The 19,878-nt window shown below is 56.9% G+C and carries 24 protein-coding genes; 7 read left to right on the top strand and 17 right to left on the bottom strand.

The window, feature by feature from the left end; genetic code table 11:
* The first annotated feature begins 18 nt into the window (after positions 1 to 18).
* Positions 19 to 702, top strand: a complete 684-nt coding sequence (gene pdeM / locus AAAB35_RS05470) for a ligase-associated DNA damage response endonuclease PdeM (protein WP_340667222.1) — start codon at positions 19 to 21, stop codon at positions 700 to 702.
* Positions 703 to 710: 8 nt separating this feature from the next.
* On the opposite strand, the gene AAAB35_RS05465 is transcribed toward pdeM, so the two are convergent.
* On the bottom strand, positions 711 to 1,172 hold the full coding sequence (locus AAAB35_RS05465) for an Lrp/AsnC family transcriptional regulator (protein ID WP_340667200.1): 462 nt from the start codon (positions 1,170 to 1,172) through the stop codon (positions 711 to 713).
* Between the two features lie 119 nt (positions 1,173 to 1,291).
* On the opposite strand from AAAB35_RS05465, the gene hppD reads away from it, so the two are divergent.
* The 3 genes from hppD to AAAB35_RS05450 all read left to right on the top strand — a co-directional run bounded on the left by hppD (position 1,292) and on the right by AAAB35_RS05450 (position 3,077).
* Complete coding sequence (hppD, locus tag AAAB35_RS05460) at positions 1,292 to 2,404, top strand: 4-hydroxyphenylpyruvate dioxygenase (RefSeq protein WP_340667199.1); 1,113 nt, start codon at positions 1,292 to 1,294, stop codon at positions 2,402 to 2,404.
* Between the two features lie 74 nt (positions 2,405 to 2,478).
* Positions 2,479 to 2,703, top strand: a complete 225-nt coding sequence (locus AAAB35_RS05455) for a type II toxin-antitoxin system Phd/YefM family antitoxin (RefSeq protein ID WP_340667221.1) — start codon at positions 2,479 to 2,481, stop codon at positions 2,701 to 2,703.
* On the top strand, positions 2,700 to 3,077 hold the full coding sequence (locus AAAB35_RS05450) for a type II toxin-antitoxin system VapC family toxin (protein ID WP_340667198.1): 378 nt from the start codon (positions 2,700 to 2,702) through the stop codon (positions 3,075 to 3,077). The genes AAAB35_RS05455 and AAAB35_RS05450 overlap by 4 nt, the downstream gene beginning before the upstream one ends.
* A gap of 9 nt (positions 3,078 to 3,086) precedes the next feature.
* Here AAAB35_RS05450 and maiA read toward each other — a convergent pair whose 3' ends face one another.
* The 9 genes from maiA to AAAB35_RS05405 all read right to left on the bottom strand — a co-directional run bounded on the left by maiA (position 3,087) and on the right by AAAB35_RS05405 (position 12,715).
* Entirely contained in the window at positions 3,087 to 3,734 is a 648-nt protein-coding gene (gene maiA, locus AAAB35_RS05445; protein ID WP_340667197.1) for a maleylacetoacetate isomerase, read from the bottom strand.
* Positions 3,724 to 4,737 carry a fumarylacetoacetate hydrolase family protein gene (locus tag AAAB35_RS05440; RefSeq protein WP_340667196.1) on the bottom strand — a complete coding sequence of 338 codons (1,014 nt, stop codon included), beginning with the start codon at positions 4,735 to 4,737 and terminating at the stop codon, positions 3,724 to 3,726. The genes maiA and AAAB35_RS05440 overlap by 11 nt, the downstream gene beginning before the upstream one ends.
* The gene (gene hmgA, locus AAAB35_RS05435) at positions 4,738 to 6,066 is read right to left on the bottom strand and encodes a homogentisate 1,2-dioxygenase (RefSeq protein ID WP_340667195.1); all 1,329 of its coding nucleotides are present in this window, start codon (positions 6,064 to 6,066) and stop codon (positions 4,738 to 4,740) included.
* 452 nt (positions 6,067 to 6,518) lie between these two features.
* Positions 6,519 to 7,547, bottom strand: a complete 1,029-nt coding sequence (locus AAAB35_RS05430; protein WP_340667194.1) for an alpha/beta hydrolase — start codon at positions 7,545 to 7,547, stop codon at positions 6,519 to 6,521.
* Positions 7,548 to 7,681: 134 nt separating this feature from the next.
* Positions 7,682 to 8,674 (bottom strand): aldo/keto reductase, encoded by a 993-nt coding sequence (locus AAAB35_RS05425; protein WP_340667193.1) that lies wholly within the window; start codon positions 8,672 to 8,674, stop codon positions 7,682 to 7,684.
* A 121-nt stretch (positions 8,675 to 8,795) separates the two neighbouring features.
* Complete coding sequence (locus AAAB35_RS05420) at positions 8,796 to 10,103, bottom strand: adenylate/guanylate cyclase domain-containing protein (protein WP_340667192.1); 1,308 nt, start codon at positions 10,101 to 10,103, stop codon at positions 8,796 to 8,798.
* 183 nt (positions 10,104 to 10,286) lie between these two features.
* Positions 10,287 to 11,129: an oxidoreductase gene (locus AAAB35_RS05415; RefSeq protein ID WP_340667191.1), complete on the bottom strand. Its 843-nt coding sequence runs from the start codon at positions 11,127 to 11,129 to the stop codon at positions 10,287 to 10,289.
* Positions 11,130 to 11,228: 99 nt separating this feature from the next.
* Positions 11,229 to 11,618 carry a hypothetical protein gene (locus AAAB35_RS05410; RefSeq protein ID WP_340667190.1) on the bottom strand — a complete coding sequence of 130 codons (390 nt, stop codon included), beginning with the start codon at positions 11,616 to 11,618 and terminating at the stop codon, positions 11,229 to 11,231.
* Positions 11,609 to 12,715, bottom strand: coding sequence for an MFS transporter (locus tag AAAB35_RS05405; protein WP_340667189.1), 1,107 nt, complete (start codon positions 12,713 to 12,715; stop codon positions 11,609 to 11,611). Before AAAB35_RS05405 ends, AAAB35_RS05410 begins: the two co-directional genes overlap by 10 nt.
* 178 nt (positions 12,716 to 12,893) lie before the next feature.
* Here AAAB35_RS05405 and AAAB35_RS05400 point away from each other — a divergent pair, with 178 nt between their 5' ends.
* Complete coding sequence (locus tag AAAB35_RS05400) at positions 12,894 to 13,790, top strand: LysR family transcriptional regulator (RefSeq protein WP_340667188.1); 897 nt, start codon at positions 12,894 to 12,896, stop codon at positions 13,788 to 13,790.
* Between the two features lie 23 nt (positions 13,791 to 13,813).
* Here AAAB35_RS05400 and AAAB35_RS05395 read toward each other — a convergent pair whose 3' ends face one another.
* From AAAB35_RS05395 to AAAB35_RS05365, 7 genes are all read right to left on the bottom strand, one after another.
* A complete protein-coding gene (locus AAAB35_RS05395; RefSeq protein WP_340667187.1) occupies positions 13,814 to 14,419 on the bottom strand; it encodes a DUF4405 domain-containing protein in 606 nt (201 codons plus the stop codon).
* 131 nt (positions 14,420 to 14,550) lie between these two features.
* Positions 14,551 to 15,045 (bottom strand): cytochrome P460 family protein, encoded by a 495-nt coding sequence (locus tag AAAB35_RS05390; RefSeq protein ID WP_340667186.1) that lies wholly within the window; start codon positions 15,043 to 15,045, stop codon positions 14,551 to 14,553.
* 68 nt (positions 15,046 to 15,113) lie between these two features.
* Positions 15,114 to 15,575 (bottom strand): cupin domain-containing protein, encoded by a 462-nt coding sequence (locus tag AAAB35_RS05385; protein WP_340667185.1) that lies wholly within the window; start codon positions 15,573 to 15,575, stop codon positions 15,114 to 15,116.
* A gap of 65 nt (positions 15,576 to 15,640) precedes the next feature.
* Positions 15,641 to 16,069, bottom strand: coding sequence for a carboxymuconolactone decarboxylase family protein (locus tag AAAB35_RS05380; protein WP_340667184.1), 429 nt, complete (start codon positions 16,067 to 16,069; stop codon positions 15,641 to 15,643).
* Positions 16,070 to 16,136: 67 nt separating this feature from the next.
* Complete coding sequence (locus AAAB35_RS05375) at positions 16,137 to 17,159, bottom strand: alpha/beta hydrolase (protein WP_340667220.1); 1,023 nt, start codon at positions 17,157 to 17,159, stop codon at positions 16,137 to 16,139.
* A 157-nt stretch (positions 17,160 to 17,316) separates the two neighbouring features.
* Positions 17,317 to 18,330 carry an alpha/beta fold hydrolase gene (locus AAAB35_RS05370; protein WP_340667219.1) on the bottom strand — a complete coding sequence of 338 codons (1,014 nt, stop codon included), beginning with the start codon at positions 18,328 to 18,330 and terminating at the stop codon, positions 17,317 to 17,319.
* Between the two features lie 260 nt (positions 18,331 to 18,590).
* On the bottom strand, positions 18,591 to 18,815 hold the full coding sequence (locus AAAB35_RS05365) for a hypothetical protein (protein WP_340667183.1): 225 nt from the start codon (positions 18,813 to 18,815) through the stop codon (positions 18,591 to 18,593).
* Between the two features lie 320 nt (positions 18,816 to 19,135).
* On the opposite strand from AAAB35_RS05365, the gene AAAB35_RS05360 reads away from it, so the two are divergent.
* Together AAAB35_RS05360 and AAAB35_RS05355 are read left to right on the top strand one after the other, a co-directional pair.
* Positions 19,136 to 19,354 carry a MaoC family dehydratase N-terminal domain-containing protein gene (locus AAAB35_RS05360; protein WP_340667218.1) on the top strand — a complete coding sequence of 73 codons (219 nt, stop codon included), beginning with the start codon at positions 19,136 to 19,138 and terminating at the stop codon, positions 19,352 to 19,354.
* On the top strand, positions 19,351 to 19,746 hold the full coding sequence (locus tag AAAB35_RS05355; RefSeq protein WP_340667182.1) for a MaoC/PaaZ C-terminal domain-containing protein: 396 nt from the start codon (positions 19,351 to 19,353) through the stop codon (positions 19,744 to 19,746). Before AAAB35_RS05360 ends, AAAB35_RS05355 begins: the two co-directional genes overlap by 4 nt.
* The last annotated feature ends 132 nt before the right edge of the window (positions 19,747 to 19,878 follow it).

Raw genomic sequence — 19,878 nt, 5'->3', positions numbered from 1 at the left:
AAGACAACGAAGACGGCACTGCATGGCTCGGCCCAGATTGTGGTTGCAGGACACGCCGCCATTGGCGATCCATCGGGCGCGCTTTACCTTGAAGATGATCGCATCCTGATCGTCTCGGATCTGCACTTCGAGAAAGGATCATCGTTTGCGCGTCGCGGCATGATGCTGCCGCCTTATGATACGGCCTCGACGCTGGCGGCGCTCGCCAAGGTGATCGCGCGCTATGACCCTGCCTGCGTCATCAGCCTCGGTGACAGTTTCCATGATGGCCAGGCGGCGGGGCGCCTGCCGGCGATCTATGCGGCGCAGCTCGGCGCGCTGATGGCGGGCCGCGAATGGATCTGGATCACCGGCAACCATGATCCTGAGCATCCGGCCGACCTGCCGGGCGAAACCTTCACCGAGCTTGCGTTCGCCAATCTCGTTTTCCGGCACGAACCCTCGAAATTTGCCTGCCGCGGCGAAATCGCCGGGCACCTGCACCCCGCCGCAAAGGTGGTGCGCCGCGGCCAGTCGGTGCAGCGGCGCTGCTTCGTCAGCGATCATTCGCGACTGATCATGCCGGCATTCGGCGCCTATACGGGCGGAATGAACATATTGAGCCGTGCCTTCCACGGCCTCTTTGATACCCATGCCATGACCGCCTATATGCTCGGCCATGCCCGGGTCTACGCGATGGTGGGCAAGGCGCTTTATCTTTGATCAAAAACTCAAATCGGCAGCCGCCCATCTTCCTTGAGCGTGTCGAGCACGATGGCGGTTTTGACATTCTGCACCGATTCATGCGGTAGCAGAACCTCGTTGACGAAGGCCGACAGCGCTCGCAAATCAGGCGTCACTACCTTGATGAAATAGTCCATCTCGCCCGTCAGGGCATGGGCCTCCATCACCTGGGGCAATTTCGAAATCAGCTCGGAAAAGCGTCGCGCATTGTCGCGGTTGTGCGTCGCTAGCGTTACCGAGATGATGTTGACGATGCCGAGACCAAGTTTTTCGCGGTCGATCTCCGCGCGATAGCCGCGAATATATCCTTCTGCCTCCAGCCGCGACCGGCGCCGCGAACATTGCGAGGGCGAAAGATTGATCTTCTCCGAAAGTTCGTTGTTGGTCAGCCGCCCATCTTCCTGGAGGCTGACCAGTATCTTGCGATCAAAGGCGTCAATTTGCTCCATTTATGCGCACTCCACGAGTCAAATGCATGAAACGTGCAAAATGTAAGGGAGGCTGGCATTGAAATGCAAGCACTGTGCAGCAAATTTGCGCGATAATGTATCAACTCATGGAGGATAGTATGGGACCGTTTCCGCACGATGCACCGAAGGCAGAGATCAGCAAGGCAAATCCCGCCGGCACCGACGGTTTCGAGTTCGTTGAATTTTCTCATCCAGAGCCGGAGAAGCTTGAGGAACTGTTCGCGCGAATGGGGTATGTTCCCGTAGCTCGCCACGTGACGAAGAACATTTCCGTTTGGCGGCAGGGCGATATCAACTACATCCTCAATGCAGAGCCAGACTCTCACGCGACGAAATTTGTCGAAATGCACGGCCCTTGCGCACCTTCCATGGCTTGGCGTGTTGTGGATGCCAAGCACGCCTTCAACCATGCGGTTGCAAAAGGCGCAACGCCCTATGAGGGCAAGGACAAGGCGCTTGATGTACCCGCCGTTGTCGGGATTGGCGGCTCATTGCTGTATTTTATCGAGACCTATGGTGAGCGCGGTTCGGCCTACGACGCCGAATTCGAATGGCTTGGCGAGCGCGATCCGAAGCCCGAAGGCGTTGGTTTTTATTATCTCGACCATCTGACCCACAATGTCTATCGCGGCAACATGGATAAGTGGTGGGCGTTCTACCGCGAACTCTTCGGATTCAAGCAAATCCACTTCTTTGATATCGCCGGCAAACTGACGGGCCTCGTTTCCCGCGCGATCACCTCGCCCTGCGGAAAAATCCGCATCCCGCTCAATGAGTCGACGGACGACAAGAGCCAGATCGAGGAATATCTGCGCAAGTATAAAGGCGAAGGCATCCAGCACATCGCGGTCGGCACCGAGGCGATCTATGATGCCACCGACAAGCTTGCCTTGAACGGCCTCAAGTTCATGCCTGGCCCGCCCGAAACCTATTATGAGAAATCGCATGAGCGCGTGCAGGGACATGACGAGCCAATCGACCGCATGAAAATGCATGGCATTCTCATCGATGGCGAAGGTGTGGTCGACGGGGGCACGACGAAGATCCTCCTGCAAATCTTCTCGAAGACCGTGATCGGGCCCATCTTCTTCGAATTCATCCAACGCAAGGGCGACGAGGGCTTCGGGGAAGGCAACTTCCGTGCCTTGTTCGAGTCGATCGAGGAAGACCAGATTCGTCGCGGCGTCATCAAGATCGAGGCGGCGGAATAACGAAGCGGCTCCTCTGCCCTTTGCAATGAACTCACTTATGACCTAAATTCTGGTCATAAGGAGTAACCGCGAACATTTCAATTGCAGAGGCCAAGGCCAAATTTTCTGAACTCGTCGCCCGCGCCCAATCGGGCGAGGAGATCGTATTGACGCGCCACGGCAAAGCCGTTGCTACAATCTCACCTCTGACCAACAGTAACGTCAAACCTGGAAGCCTCATCGGCTCGCTGAGGGGACGTGTCCATATACGGGATGACTTCGATGACCTTGGTCCGGAATGGGACGAATATACCACGTGACCCGCCCTACCTATCTCCTTGACACGCATATACTTCTCTTGGCTGTCGCCGATGACGCTCGACTGTCGGCAAAGCAAAGAGTGATCATCCAGGAGGGAGCAGGCCTGATTGTCAGCGCGGTGTCGATATGGGAGATTGCTTTTAAGCGCGCCTTGGGCAAACTCGTTCTCGATGGGGACATCGTTGAGACGGTGAAGGCCCACAATATCCCTTTTCTGGCCGTCAACGAGCACCATGCTGCACGTACGCAGCTACTCAGCGATCATCATCGTGATCCCTTCGATCGCCTGCTCATCGCACAAGCGCAGATCGAGAATCTTACGATTGTGACGTCCGACATCGCTTTCGGTCAGTATGATGTGGCGGTGATCTAGTTCGGCGGGCTACGCCTGCGGTTTCACCCGGTCTGGATGGGCCGCGGCAAAGGCATCGATCGCCTCGCAGTGTGCGGCAATCGTGTTTACGCGTCTGAGCTCCCCGATTGCAGCACCCCAGCGCCTCGCATTATAGATTTGTGGCACAAGGCAGAAATCCGCCATCGACGGCGTATTACCATGGCAAAAAAGTCCAGTATTCGGATGATCGAGCATGGCCTCGAACGCGGCGAGACCTTCGGCAATGAACTTTCGCATCCATGCACTGCGCGTCTCGTCCCCGCCACCGACGAGGTGTGCAACATGCGTTATGACGCCCATGTTGCACACGGGATGGATCTCCATGGCGATCGCATAGGAAAGGGCGCGAACCCGCTGACGGCCGATGGGATCGGGTGGCAGAAAGCCCGCGTGGGGGTAGCTTTCGCCAAGATACTCGATGATGGACAGCGACTGGGTCATCATATGCCCGTTGATCGCAAGCGTTGGCACCAGACCCTGCGGATTGCGGCAGAGATGGTCAAGAGCCTTATGTTCCTGGGCCAGAAGGTCGACAGGCACCGTGTCATATTCGAGCCCGAGCAGATTGAGTGCAATGCGGACCCGGTAGCTCGCTGACGAGCGCCAGTAATCGTACAGGATAGCTTTAGCCCCCATAGTGGGTCACCTGCTGCTCGATCGCGCCGAAGATCGAATGGCCATATGCATCCTTCATCTCGATGCGGACGGTGTCACCAAAGCGCATGAACGGCGTCTGCGGAGTACCGGTGGCAATTGTCTCGATCATGCGAATCTCGGCAATGCAGGAGTAACCGGCGCCATCCTCTTCGATGGGTTTTCCCGGGCCACCGTCAAGTTTGTTCGACACCGTGCCGGATCCGATGATTGTTCCGGCGCAAAGCGGCCGTGTCTTGGCAGCATGGGCAATCAATGTCGGAAAATCGAATGTCATGTCGATGCCGGCATTGGCGCGGCCAAAAGGCCTGCCGTTGAGGTCCACCCAAAGTGGAAGGTGCACCTTGCCGCCATCCCACGCTTTGCCGAGTTCATCTGGCGTTACTGCCACGGGCGAGAAAGCCGACGACGGCTTTGACTGATAGAAGCCAAAACCCTTTGCGAGTTCGTCCGGAATAAGGTTGCGCAGGCTGACATCGTTGACCAGCATGATGAGGCGGATCGCATCGCACGCTTCAGCCACACCAGCGCCCATCGGCAAATCGTCGACGATGACCGCAACCTCGCCCTCCACGTCGATACCATAGGCCTCATCAGCCATGCGGATCGGTTCGCGCGGCGCAAGGAAACTGTCCGAACCGCCCTGATAGATCAACGGATCGGTCCAGAAGCTCTCCGGCATTGGCGCATTTCGCGCCTTGCGCACCAGTTCGACATGATTGACGTAGGCTGAACCGTCCGCCCATTGGTAGGCCCTTGGCAGGGGCGACAATGCATCATGTTCGTGGAAGCGCTCAACGGGAACTGCGCCGAGTTCCAGGCTGGATGCTAGCGCCTGCAGATGCGGCGCGATGCGAGACCAGTCATCAAGAGCGGACTGAAGCGTTGGCGCCAGGAACGAGGCATCGGTGTAGTGGGTGAGATCCTTCGACACGATGACGAGCTTGCCGTCGCGCGTACCATCGTTGAGAGAAGCGACCTTCATTTACTTCATTACCTCCTCTGACCAGTCTCCCTCGGGGGTCCCATCGAACCGCTTGCGCAAGCCGCTCCAACAGTCGGCATAGTTTTCCTGCAGGTATGGCGCGTCAGCTGCAAAGCGGGTGAGGTGCTGGGGAAAACGCGTCTCGAACATGAACGCCAGCGTGTTCTCCAGCCGCTGTGGCTTGAGTTCCGTTGTCGATGCCTTGTTAAATCCCTTCGTGTCGGGTCCATGCGGCAGCATCATGTTGTGCAGGCTCACACCGCCCGGCACGAATCCCTCCTCCTTGGCGTCATATTGACCATACACCAGCCCCATGAATTCGGACATGATGTTGCGATGATACCAGGGCGGGCGAAAACTGTGTTCGGCGACCAACCAGCGCGGTGGGAAGATGACAAAATCGACATTGGCGGTCCCCTGCTCACCTGAGGGGGCGGTCAGCACGGTGAAAATCGACGGATCGGGGTGATCGAACAAGATAGCGCCTACCGGAGAAAATGTGCGCAAATCGTACTTGTAAGGCGCATAGTTGCCGTGCCAGGCGATAACGTCCAGCGGTGAGTGATCGAGAGTGGTTTGGTAAAACTTCCCGCACCATTTCACATGAAGTCGGCAGGGTACTTCCTTGTCCTCGAAGGCGGCAACCGGCGTTTTGAAATCGCGCGGATTGGCGAGGCAATTGGCCCCGATCGGACCGCGATCCGGCAGGGCGAATTTCGCACCATAATTCTCGCAAATGTACCCCCTCGCCTCGCCGTCAGGGGCCGAGACCTTGATCATCATGCCCCGGGGGATGACACAGACTTCCGATGGCTCGATCTCGATAATGCCCATTTCGGTGAAGATGTTGAGCTTGCCCTTTTCGGGCAACAGCAGCATCTCGCCATCGGCGTTGAAGAAGTAGTCGTCCTCCATGTCGCGGTTGAAGGCATAGATATGCGCTGCCATGCCAATCTGACCGTGGACGTCGCCTGCGGTTGTCATGGTGCGGATGCCATCAATGAAATTCACCGGTTCGGTCGGCATTGGCGCCGGATCCCAGCGCAACTGCCCGATCGGCAGTTCATGGTCGTCGAGATTGGGTGCGGTTTTCCAATGCTCGCGTTTGACCGGTGAAAAACGCCCACTGTGTTTGACCGACGGGCGGATGCGATAAAGCCACGATCTCTCGTTTGTGCCCCGCGGCGCCGTAAAGGGGGAGCCCGACAGTTGCTCGGCATAGAGCCCATAGGCGCAACGCTGCGGCGAATTCTGTCCCTGTGGCAAGGCGCCTGGAAGCGATTCCGTCTCGAAGTCATTGCCGAAGCCCGGCATATAATGAAGAGCCATGATCGATCCTCCTGCCAATTTAGTTGCAATTGTGACGATCTATTTTGTAACTATCAACACAGTCGTGCCAAGCACCGAAAAAATTCTCCAAATAACGGCGCGTCGGGTGGCCGGATGAATTGCGTTCGGGATTTGAAGCACGTACCTTTCTTTCAGCCGATGCCGCGATCACGTTACGGACCCCGCCATAGTCGACGGCTCCGCTCCGCCTGACACTACCAAAGGTCCCGTGTGTGAAGACGATGGCGTCGACGCTTTCAGCAGCAGCCAGCATTGCAGAGCGCAGCAAGTCACCGACGACGACATTGACCCCGGGCGCCGGCTAAGACTTCTCGGGGCTTGGCCACGGCGAAGCGCCCGATTGATAACGTGACGGACAATGCTGCCAGTCGCACCGATTACAGGGACGTTGCGAACAGGTTCGCCCATCAACGCGTCTCATCGGTGATTCTTCATTTTTTTGAAGTGCCCCAGAAGCGGACGGCATCGTCGATCCATCCCTCGGCGCTCGTGCCGACACCGGATCCGAAGCCATGACCCAGCCCGTTATAGACGTGATATTCGACCACGGCCCCACCCTTGCGTAGGGCTGAAACACGGCGCTCCATAGCGGACGGAGGTGCGATACCATCCCGTTCTCCGACAACCGCGTATGTATTGGGTTCGTCATCCGAGAAATCAGAATGGGCGGTATAAGCCATGACGACTACCTCTGGCCTTGGGAGGCTGACGCCTCCGAATGCTGCGACACCGTGAGAGCCGATTGCGGCGGCCATTCTTGCACCCGCTGAGCTACCCCACAGCGAATAGTTTTCCGTACCAACTCTCAGACTTTCCGCATTTCGGAAAACATAGGAGACGGCGGCAGCAAGGTCCTCCGTCGCGAGCTTCCCGCCCATGCCGACCCGATACTTCAACACAAAGGCGTTGTAACCTTTGCTGCTGATCTCCTCGGCATAGGGAAAACCTTCGTGAACCGAACCGACATAGGAGAAGCCACCACCGGGTGAGATGATGGCGAATGGTGCGCCAGGCTTGCCGCGGAAGAAGAACAGCCCGGTTTTCTCTTTGTCCGGTCGCGCTCGCATTTGCGCCTTATCATAGATATTATAAAATACCTGGTTGCCGCTTGTGACGTCATCGATCATTCGATTCAATCCGCTGACGACGACACCGGGATCGACGTTAGTGTGATACGGCAGGAGCGAATCGATCGCGCTTAAGGGCAGAGTTTCGTCATATGCGCGATCATCCCAAGGCAATGTCAGATGACCAAAGCCAGCGAGGGCCGGATGGTTCAGCACACGGCCTATAGTGCTGTCAGGGGCCAGTCGACCCTGCGGGCCGTCGGTTCGCTGGTTTTCTGCGATTCCGCCGCGCGCGCGATCCCCCAACAGCTTGTCATTTTCCTCAGTCTCCACGCAGGAGGGTATCAGGAGCAGCATTGCCAGACTTATGGAGTGAAGTAAAAAGGTACCCATGGATCGCCCTCCAGATGGATTGCCGCCTTATCCGGGCTGAAGACAAGCGGAGGTGGAATACTGGCGGATGTGTCGGTGTTCACGAAGCGCCGATGCAGTCGAAGTTGCGCGCGCGAATATCGACTCTACGTTCGTTAGTGCCCCGTCATCTTCAACACGGCTTCGGGCAGTCGCGCACCCTGTACCTCGATCTTCGAGGACTCGGCCTGGATCTCAGCAAAATCGTCAGCAGACAATTCCAGGTCGACTGCGCCGAGGTTTTCCTCGAGGCGGTGCAGCTTGGTCGTTCCCGGAATCGGAACGATCCAGGGTTTCTGGGCCAATAACCACGCAAGCGCCACCTGCGCCGGCGTCGCGCCGTTGCGATCGGCGACTGCCTTGATTATCCGCACCAGCCTCATATTGGCCTTGCGGGCCTCCACCGAGAAGCGAGGAACCGAATTGCGGAAATCGTCCTTGTCAAATTTTGTATTCTCATCAATTTTCCCTGTCAGAAACCCTGCACCCAGCGGACTGAACGGAACGAATCCGATGCCGAGTTCTTCGAGAGTGGCAAGAAGCTCCGCCTCCGGTCCACGCCAGAACAGCGAGTATTCACTTTGGACCGCCGTGACAGGCTGGACGGAATGCGCCCTGCGGATTGTTTGGACGCCAGCCTCGGACAGGCCGAAATGCTTGACCTTACCCGCGGCGATGAGATCCTTCACGGCACCGGCAACATCTTCGATTGGCACGTTGAGATCGACGCGATGCTGGTAGAACAGGTCGATGCAATCAGTTCGCAAGCGCTTAAGGCAGGCATCCGCCACAGCCTTGATACGTGCTGGACGACTATTGGTTCCGCCGTAGCGCTCACCAGTCTCGAGATTGATGTCGAAGCCGAACTTGGTGGCAAGGACGATCTCGCTACGGATGGGCTGAAGCGCCTCGCCGACTAGCTCCTCATTGGCGAACGGTCCGTAAGCTTCGGCAGTGTCGAAAAGCGTGACACCGCGGTCGTGTGCCTCCCGGATGAGCTGGATCATCTCACTTTTCGTGCCGCCGGGGCCATAGACCGCCGTCATGCCCATACATCCGAGGCCAAGGGCTGAGACCTCAAGATTATTTGCTAAGTTACGTTGTTTCATTGTTATTCTCCGACCCGCTAACAGAGTGCTGCACTCGGTGATTGCTGTTGTCGAAATTATAGGATCGTCAAAACAGGATGATTAGGCGTTATAATCGGCATGGACATATAAGGCCTACTAATTAATTTCGAGGCGTTGTTCCTTTAAGTTGAGCCAAAAAATCGGGATCCTTAAACGTGAACAGTTCCATAGGCTGCTTACGATTTCGGATAGCCACAGTTCCCAGCGACGTGACAATGCCGCGTAAACTTTTTGCGCTCTCAATTGTGGTTCCGCTGATCAGGCATCTGGTGCCAGTCTCTTTGTTAAGAGCCTCCAGCCTCTGCGACAAGTTTACGGCATCTCCGTAAACGGTATAGGTCTGGCGACCCGGGCTCCCTACTGTGCCGCCCGCCACAGGGCCGGTAGCAATGCCAATTCGGACATGGATCGTCACACCGTGGAACTGCTTTCCATTCACTTGCTCAAGAACGAGCCGGGAGGCCTCGATGGCGCGGGCCGCGTGATCATCAAGCGAAACAGGAGCGTTGAATGATGCGATGACGGCATCGCCCACATAGCTGATTACGATCCCACCCTGATGTTCTACGATGCCGGATATTGCTGTGAAGAGTTCGGTAAGAAGCGGTACGAGTTTCGAAGGTGGCATACTTTCCGCAATGCTGGTAAAGCCTTCGATGTCGGCGAAGAGCACTGTCGCCTGTCTGGTTTGCGGGGCGAGATGACCTTCATCGAGCAGCTCCTCGACCACAGACGCCGGCACATATTGCCCGAATAGGCCTTGAACCCGCCTTCTCCCCGCCTCGGCACTCGCATGCGCCCGCACAACCAGTTTTGCCCGGTGAACCGCGAAGGCTGTGATACCCGTAACGGCGCCAATTATGAGGGTTTCCTGGGCGCGCGAGGACAATCCGATAAAATTTGGATTAAGGACTACATTGATGAAAGCTTCGCGGGACGGACCGCGAGGCAAATCGTTGAACGTTAGATATTCCCCCATCCCGAAAGTGATATACAGAGTCGCCGACGCTAGGCCGACGATCGACCAGAAGCCCGCCCAGATCACGAGGACCGGCGAAAGCGTCAGCACCGCAGCGGCAATGACAAGATAGTAGTTTTGAACACGGCTCGTCAGGAAGACGAGATTTTGTGGCACATCACCGCCACTGCTTAGGGGTGCGAAGATCAGAAGTGCCGAGATCAGGAGCGGATCGAAGGTAAAAACCGCAAACCGCGCAACTTTTTCACAACGCGAGCCTACGAGAAGAAGCGCTGTGAGGCCGGTGAGGGCGACGGCAAGTGTTGCGGCAAACACAGCGATGTTAATAGGAAAATAATATCCCCAGAGCGCGAAGAACGCGATGATGCCAATCGCAACCGCGCGCCCGAATACCGCGAAGACGAATCCTTTGCGTTCGGCTTGCTCCAATGCGATATCGATCGCCGTTGGTGAGTTTGAACCTGGTTTTTTATGCGGGCGCAATTTTCCCTCGCATACTCGCTGAGCAATATGGATCTTAGCACGCAGAAGGGGTCTAATGTCCCGACCCATCTTTGACCGGAGTGACCGGCTAACCCGACCCTGGGGCCCCTCCCTCTTCAAGAGAGCGCCTTAATTTTGGTCAACTGCCGGAAAATCGGTGCTGATGCTTATTTCCTTCCAGCCCTCAATTTCCTGGCGCTGGGAGTTTAGTTCACCACCGACGATCCTGACGGCGTCGCTTCCTAGCAGAAGGCGGGCAGGAAGCGTCGCGCCTTCTACGACCCTAATGAGTGCTAGCGCGGCGCGAGCCGGATCACCCGGCTGTGTGCCGTGTGTCCTGTCGTTTTCCTTGCGCCGCGGCCCCGCCGTCCCGGCATAGTCGGCAATGGCCGCCTTAGTCTGATGCAGGGAACGGCCGGCGAAGTCCGTCCTGAAGGCCCCGGGCTCTACGATCATCACCCTTATACCAAGCGGGCCGACTTCCTTGCGCAATGCATCGGACATGCCTTCGATGGCGAATTTTGAGGCGGAGTAATAGCCCGACCCCGGTGCAGCCAGCCTCCCCGCAATTGAGGAAACGTTCAGGATGGTCCCGCTGCGGCGTGCTCGCATGCCGGGGAGAACCGCCTTGATCATCGACACGGTTCCGAAAAAATTGGTGGCGAAGAGGTCTGAGACCTCCTTCTCATCGCCTTCTTCAACGGCCGCGCGGTAACCATAGCCAGCATTGTTGACGAGCACGTCCACGGAACCGAATCGCTCCTCCGCCAGTGCTACCGCATTCTCGACCTCACCTTTGTTCGTGACATCTAGCGCTACGGCCAAGGCGGTGCCCGGATGTTTGGATAATAGCTCCTGCACCATGCCGACGTCGCGCGCCGTGACAACGGCGTTGTATCCAGCATCAAGGACAGCCTGCGCCAGGCTTTTTCCCAAACCTGTCGAGCATCCCGTAATTAGCCAAGTTGTCATCTGTTTTCCTTTCCAAGCGCTTCAGTAACGAGTCGACGGCCTGCCTGGTGGGCTCTGGTCAACGCTTCCGAGACCTCCAGGTTGCTGTTTGCCCGCGGATCAGACCAGTACGTCGGCACGTACTGATGTTTCCTCTGAGATGTCGGCAATGGTTTTCCCCGCTCCCGCTTCGGTCAACGCAAGTCTGGAACCGTCCTTTCTGGGATACACGATCGCCGCGAGCGCAATGATGAGCGCGATCACAAGCATTATAGTGCCCGCATCGAAAGCCATCGTGACCCGGTATGCAGTGAGATTGCGGCCCACGAGGCTTCCGGCCCCCAGAGAGGAGGCAGCGACGAGCACGCTGAGACCGACCGAACTGCCGAGTTGGTGTGCGACGTTGACCGCACCCGAAGCGGCTCCCGCATCTTCATGCGCGACGCCGACGACCCCAGCGGAAGTCAGTGGGCTGAGTGTCAGACCTTGGCTGATCCCGATCAACACCATGGGTAGCGAAACGGAAAGGAGATAGCCCGCCTCGCCGGACGCACGACTGAGCCACGCCTGCCTGCAATTCCGATGATCATGCCCACGACCAGAAGCTGATTCTGGCTGAAGTGCCGCGCGAGCCGAGGCACAGCCATGGCGAACGGAAAATGCAAGATGGTCGCCGGAAGGAAGGCCAGTCCCGTGAGTGCTGGGCCGTATCCGACAACCTCCTGCAGATAGAGCGTGGTGAAGAAGAAAAAGCCGACCATCGCCCCGAGGTAGAGGACGCGGGCGGCGTAGGCGCCAGAGCGCTCGCCGCTCAAGAAGAGTCGCAGCGGCAGGATCGGCTGGCTGGCGCGCCGTTCGATGAGCACGAATAGAGTCAACAGGACGACTGCCGCCACCAGCGTCGCGACGGTGATGAGGTCGGTCCATCCTGAATGGGCCGACCGGATAAAACCGTACACGAGGCCGCTCATACCAACCGTCGAGCTGATCGCGCCGGGGAGATCAATTGTGCCCGGCCGGCGTGCCGTCTCCTGAATGTAGATGCGCGAAGCCGCAATCAGGCCGATGCCAATCGGCAGATTTATAAAGAAACCCATGCGCCATGACACCCAGTCTGCAAGGATACCTCCCAGCACAAGGCCGACCGTCGCCGAGACGCCGGCTGCCGCGCTGTAATAGGACACAGCGCGCGTCCGCTCATTGCCCTCCGGGAAATTTGTCTGCAGAAGAGCAAGCGTCGAAGGCGCCAACACGGCTGCGCCGATGCCCTGAATGGCGCGCCAGGCGAGCAACCAGCCTGCGGACTGCGATGTGCCAATTGCGAGGGAGGCGACCGTGAAAATGGCGAGACCCGTGACTAACATCTGGCGACGGCCAAGGATGTCACCGCAGCGGGCACCGAGCAGCAGGAAACCGCCGAAGGTGAGTGTATAGGCACTTTGTACCCAGGCCAGATTGGCCTCGGAAAATCCGAGCTCCTGATGAATTTTCGGCAATCCGGTCAGCACCACTGAAATGTCTAGCACGATCATTGCGTAACTGATGAGGATGATAGCCAAGAGCGCAGGCTTGTTGGACGCCGGAATCGGTGGAACATGTTTGGGCATAATCAGGTGGCCTTCAAAAAAAGTGGCTTGTGTGTCGGCATTATTCTGCGAGGTTCAACACGTTGGAGGCTTCGCATCAAGCTGTGCCAATGGCTGGCCGTTCGCCTCCAATGTAATCTTCCTCGTTCTCAGCGATTAGATGCTATAATCTGCATGTGGATATTAGATGGATTAATGAATGCCCCACGAAAATTTCAACGATCTTGCTGCTTTTGCTATCGTCGCCAAGGAGAGAAGCTTCACGAGAGCTGCAGCGAAAATCGGCGTATCTCAATCTGCTCTCAGTCAGACCATCAAGGCCCTGGAGGAGCGGATTGGCTTGAGGCTTCTCATGCGTACGACGCGTAGTGTGTCCCCGACAGAGGCGGGGGAACGTCTCCTGCAGACAGTAGCTCCGCGATTCGATGAGATCGAATCGCAACTTGCCTCATTAAGCGAGTTACGGGAGAAGCCCGCTGGCACCGTCCGGGTGACTGCCGGCGAACACCCAGCGATTTCCGTCCTCCAGCCAGCGCTCAAACGGTTCCTTCCTGAACACCCTGACGTGAACGTCGAAATCATCGTCGACTATGGGCTGACCGACATCGTCGCTGAAGGTTATGATGCGGGGGTGCGCATGGGCGAACAGGTGGCCAAGGACATGATCGCCGTACGCATCGGTCCGGAAATGCGGATGGCAGTCGTAGGGTCGCCGTCCTATTTCGAAAAGTACCCCATTCCCCAAAATCCGCAGGACCTTACAGCACACAGGTGCATCAACATGCGATTGCCGACTTATGGGGGGTTATTCCCTTGGGGCCTTGAAAAGGACGGGAGGGAAGTGAAGGTGCGCGGCGACGGACAGCTGGTGTTCAACAATCTTGGTCTGCGACTAAATTCAGCTTTGGATGGCCTCGGCATCACCTATGTGCCCGAGGACCAGGTTCTCCCTCATATCGCAGCAGGACATCTGATCCGCGTTCTCGAAGACTGGTGCCCGTACTTTCCGGGATATCACCTCTACTATCCTAGCCGTCGGCACTCCTCCCCTGCCCTGGCTCTGCTCGTTGAAATCCTCCGCTACCGTGGGAACTGATGGAACTCCGGCATGCGGTGATATCAGTCTTGCCTTAGGGGGACAATTTGCTCCCCGGCCTGAAATGGAGTACTCGACTTCCTGCGAAGTTGCAGCAGTCTGATCGTATAATGGGTGATGACAGTGTAGAGTCCGGCAATGGCCAGAGCGTGAATGAAGAAGCCAACCACGGATTCGTCAAAATTCCACCAATCCAACGTCATCTGCATGGAAAGCTTCGTGCCGATGCCTAGTCTGAACGAGCTCCAAATGCCATACGCTGCTGTCATGGCAGCGATCACCCGCAACGCAAGGGATCGAGCGGTGTTCGGTTTTGTGATGCCTGGGAGACTGCGCGCCACGCTCATGATCAGTGGCCAGCGTAAGCCAAGATGCACCGCGACGATGATGAGGAGCCAGTAGCCTGCCAACGTGTGAATCTGCCGCACCGTGAAACCGCCGTACGCAGCCATGATACCTGAAAGCGCGTTGGAAATGAGCACACTGGTTACGAGCAACGCAAGCATCGCGAAAAGCAGTAGAAACGTCACCCCTGTATTGAACAGTCCGCGCGGGCCGCGTTGCGATTTCGCAATCGAGCTATACCAACGCCGGTTAAAAACGTTGTGCACAATCACCAGCAAGAACATGACCGTTCCAGCCAACTCATGCACGATATTACCGAGCCACCAGTACGAGAGACCGAAAATCAGCAGGCCAGCTGCGATGAAGTCAAATACCAGTCGGGAAAGGAAAATGGGGCTCAAACGCCAAGCCTCCGCTACTCGACCGGGGTGCCGCTAAACCGCGGGATCCGGTATCCTGTATAAAGATACTCACTATCCGCCTGGCTCCGGTGACAGGACTGACAGCGAGCAGTGTTTTCATTCATGTTGACGGATTTGTCGGGCCAGAACCATTGGAACTGCCAATCGTCAGTGCGACGGTTCTCGTCATAGTCCGCACCCCATTTTCCGCCCTTTTCCATGACGAAGTAACGATAGAGTTCGCCATCGCGATGATCGACCAGAACGAAATGAGTCCCCGCGGGCACTGGCTGACCGCCCTTGACGGCCTCTATCGCTTCGGGAGTGGTCATGATGTGCTCGGTGACATTTCCCCGTTTGACGGTGGCGTAGTGAACCAGCCGGTCGAGGTCGGGAAATCGGACGCGGTTCGTCTCAGCATGCACTTGCCAACCGATCAGAAGGACGGCGCCAGCCGATGCGCCAGCAAGCGCCATGGATTTCGCAAATCTTTTCATTAACTGCCTCATGGGGTTGGAAGCATTGGGTTGCACGCGTACAGATCAGCCGGGTCCGCGCGCATGGTGGCCCGAGCGCGCTAATTACGGTATTGCTCTTCCGAAACCTGTTCCATCCAGCTGACGGAGCTGCCATCGACCGATTCAGAGATGGCAATATGGCTCATGCCGTTGGTCATGCTCGCCCCGTGCCAATGCTTCACACCCGGCGGGATCCACGCGATATCACCGGGCCTTATCTCCTGAACGGGACCGTCCCATTCTTGCACCCGGCCGACACCCGCTGTGACGATAAGCGTTTGACCGAGCGGATGGCTGTGCCAGGCGGTTCGTGCGCCAGGCTCGAAGGTAACCGTGCCGCCGCCGATCCGGGCAAGTCCGCTTCCTTGAAACCGGGAGTCAACTCGAACCGAACCGGTGAAATTTTCGGCCGGCCCCGCGCTGGACGGCTGGGAGCCCGCCCGGGTAACGACAATTTCGGAGTTTGAATAGGCTGGGATGGTCATGACGGATACCGCTGCTGCCAAAACATAAGATTTCATATTGCCTCAATGGTTGTCAGAGTGCTGGTTGTCTAACTTCCGGCTGATCGCCCGTTTCAAAAGCTTCATTTACTCTGGAACACTTCCTTGGCTGTTGCGACGGCCGACACGGCGCTCGGCCAGCCAGAATAGAAGGCCATGTGGGTGATGGTCTCGATCAATTCCTCCTCGGTTACACCGTTCTGACGCGCCAGGTTGAGGTGGGAGCGAAGCTGATCAGGGCGGTTAAGGGCGATGAGGGCGGTTACCGTGACCAGGCTGCGGTCGCGCTTGGAAAGCTGTGGTCGTTCCCAGATGTCGGCATAGAGGACGTCATCTGTGAGTTCAGCGAGCTTCGGCGCAGTGGCGCCCATCAGCTGCTGCGCGCGCGACTGCTGGGCAGGAGCGGCGTCGGAAGCGGCGGAGGGCTCGCTTTGGGCATTGGCCATAGTGGATACTCCTCCGGATACAAGCAGGCTTGCTATGACGAACAGATTTCTGGTGAGCTTCTTCAAGTGTAACTCCTCGGGGATTGGGGACGGCGTCCGGGTGGAGATCGGTGATGCCCTTAGTTGGGGCAAGTTATGCACGGTCGGCAACAAGGGTCCGTTCGAAGAACGGTGTCAGTTTGCCCATTGCGGCATCCACGTACTTGGGAACCCAGTAAGTTTCGATATGCGTTGCGCCGTCGATTTTGAACAATTCCTTGTCCATTGTGCCCGTCGCCTTGGCGAAGGCATCTTCGCTCATGTAAAGGCTGTCAGCTTTGCTGCCAGCGATCATCAGCAGCGGCTTGTTGATAAGCTCAATCTGATCTGTGGCATCCCAGCGCATCAGGTCCATCAAGCTGCTCATGGTGTACTTGAAGGTCGAGCCGGGATGCGCGTGCGTCTTCCAGTAATATTCATAACCCTGCCGGTACAGATTAAACGGTAGTGCGGCGATTTGCGCATCTGTCAGATTAGCATCTCCCGCATAGAGAATTTCTCCGCCAGCCATTTCCCGTGCGCGGGCGTTCGAAGCCTGCTGCAGGCGGTCCTGGATGGTCGCCAATTGCGAATCCACATAGCCGTTCCGTCGGACCCGTCCGGAGTTGAACATGCTCAGCGTCGCAATCGACTTGAAGCGCTTATCGGTTTTGGCCACCGCCAACGAATAGCCGCCGCCTCCACAGATGCCGAACAGCCCGAGACGCGCTGCATCGACACCCGGATAGCTGGCGATGAAGTCCGCCATTCGGTGGATGTCCTCGATGCGAAATGCGGGTTTGTCCACGCTGCGCGGCTCGCCACCACTCCCGCCCTGGTATGAGGCATCCGCCGTGATCGTGATATAGCCCTGTTCCGCCAAGTGCTGAGCATACAGGCCGGCAACCTGTTCCTTAACGCCACCATTCGGGTGCGCCACAACGATCGCAGGATACTTCTGGCCGGGATCATAGTTTGCCGGGGTGTAAACGTTGGCGACGATATTGAGGCCATTCAGCTTGTAGGTGACCGGGTGGATATTGACCTTGCCAGGCTCATTCTCTCTGATTGCGCCGTTGTAGACCAGTGTAAACGGATTTTGCTTGTAGTCGGCCGCGACAGCGATGGAATTGGTCATTGCTGGAACTCCTAACATGGCGCCTGATAAAACGAGCGCGGAGGCTCCGAGAAACTCGCGCCTTTTTTTGTTGATGACTTCGTCGGGCATTTCGATCTCCAATCTCGATCCGCGGGGGAAGCGTGATACTCGCGGCGCCGAACTCGGCGTCGCCGGATCAATCCAGTTTTTTCTCGGCAAGGAACTGCGAGACCTGATCGGCGATCTCGAGATTGTTCAGGTCGGACATCAGGAAGTGAGTGTTGCCGCGAATTCCGATCTCCGGTAGATGCACCAGCCTGGCATCTCCCCCGTGCTTATTGACGGCTTCGACCCACAGCTTTGCCATTGCGAGCCTTACCCGCCAATTGTCCTGCCCGCGCTCGGTCGTGGCCTCGACTGGGAAGTTATCGCCGTAATAGATGATGATGGGTATGCGGGTGAGCTTCTCGAAATCTGCCAACGGTACGGCTTCTGGCGACAAAGTGCCGGCTGCGCTTGGCATCGCCGGGGGCAGTTCGTCTTCTGGGAAAATGAAGCCGCTGCCCGGCTCGAAAGCGACGATCGCCTTGACGTTGGGATTTTTGATCGCTGTCAGCCAGCCTGGGCCACCGCCCTGCGAATGCGTGAAGAGGATCGCGGGACCGGTTTTTGCAAACAGTGCCGACATGGCATCCGAAATCACGCCGGCATCATATGGGCCGGTATTCGGCGTGACGGAACGAAAGAATTGGTCCAGCGTCTCAGGTGTGCGGTCGAACTGGACGTTATCGAAATAGTTCGGCCACTTGCCGAGCCGGAACTGGTCGAAAAAGAGCTGATCATTAGGAGTGGGTTCGATCGTCGTGGCGACAGTGCTGTTGCCGGCCCGCCCACGACGGGGCTGATCGACAACATAGGTCGAAAAGTTGCGGCGCAGGAAAATATTCTGAAATCCCTCTCGGCCATCAGATGTGGTTTCCCAGCTCCGTCCCGATTGAAACGCGCCATGCAGCATGACGATTGGAAGCGACTTCGGGTTCTGCGGCACCTGATAGAAGGCGTAGAGATGGTCGCCGTGGAAGCTTTGTCCTTCGGCGGTTGGCGCGTTGTTGTTGTAAGTCCCCGGGGTGCTGACGACCGTGCCGCCGACCGCGAAGCTGCCTTGTTCCTGAATTACAAGAGGTTCTGGCTTCTGCGCCTCTTGTGCCATGGCTGCGGTGGACGTCAGGATGCTGGCGGAGAGAAATAGGGTTGTGGTTAAATACTTCCAGGCGCGCACAATCGGTCCCTTCTGCCTATTCAAGTTGAGTAGATTGTACTTGCAGGGAGACTTTTTGATTAGACAGCTAGGTCCGATAAGGTTGATAAGACAGGCTAATGAATAGGTGCTGGCATGCGGGCGGTTTGCCTTAGAGCCCGTGAAAGAACGAGGCGGCGATGGCCGCACCGCTGATGCTTATGGCGGTTCGATTAGTTTTTCACTTGCTGATCGATCCATTTCAGAAACAGGTCAGCAATTTCTAGGTTATTCTTGTCCATCATCATCATGTGCGAATTGCCTTTGATCCCAAGGTCTGCCGCCAAGAGGACTATACTAGCGTTTCCTCCTGCCATTTTCAGCCGCTCCACTAGCGCTTTGCAATCGTTTGCACGGTCTTGCCAGACTCGTGTAGGAAGATTGATGGGTGTATCCAATTCGTCACCGTACAAGATCAGCATCGGGATTTTGGCAAGGATCTGGACCTGCGCATGATCATATTTTGCACAACTCCTTGGCTCGACTGCAACGATCCCCTTGACGAATGACGGCTCCAGCAGTGCGCCCTCCGCCGGAAACGGCCCGCCTTGCGAATGGCCTATAAGAACTGCCCCACCTAACTGTTTAGAAAGTGCTGCTACAGAGCTGATGGTGTATCGATAGCTGGCGACAACTGGGGCATTCAGGTCTGGAATGCTTTGTTTTGAAAGTTGATTGACGGACTCGGTTGGAAATTGAGTAAGAGCTCGGCGGGGACCTGACCAAGACGACGCATGCTGAACAGGGGTTTACCTATCACGCAATGGCCTATGCCGGGGACAGCCTGGTTATCTATCGCAAGATCGTTGACGTTTACACAAAGAAAGGCGGGGCGCCGGAATTTGTCGTCAAACAGACCGACGTAAAGCGTGGAGACGAACCACTGGCCGAAATCCTGTTTACGATTGCATTGCGTCACCCGGAGGAAACCGCATGACGATTCACCAGTTTCACGTCGGCATGGAATTACCCGAATTGCACATCGAACCAATATCTCGAAAGACATTAGCTCTCTTCGCTGGTGCGTCAGGTGACCATCAACCCAGCCACATCGACATTGACGCAGCCTGCGCTAAAGGTCGTGACGACGTCATCGCGCACGGAATGCTGATGATGGCGTATCTTGGAAGGCTTGTGACAGATTTAGTGCCCCAACAGCGCCTACTGTCGTCCAAGTCACGTTTCGTGGCGACGACTCCGGTTCACTCCGAACCCATCTGCAAAGCGCGGATAATTGCTATGGAGAACGGCACCGGAACGCTCGAATTAAATGTAGTTCTCAAGGACGGTCTAACCGTAGTCCGCGGGGAAGCCATCATAAGGGCCTAACCGTCGGTAAAGAAACAGAATTGCCTCGCCGGGTAAAACAACAGAACATCCCTTTTTCAACAGGCTGGCTGCCGTCCGATATGCTTTCAAATGGGTAGCATCGATCATCAATTGTTCCGGCTTGCCGCGTAT

This window comes from Phyllobacterium sp. (genome assembly GCF_037994425.1).
Lineage (GTDB): Bacteria > Pseudomonadota > Alphaproteobacteria > Rhizobiales > Rhizobiaceae > Phyllobacterium.
This window is presented reverse-complemented; position numbering and strand designations above follow the sequence as displayed.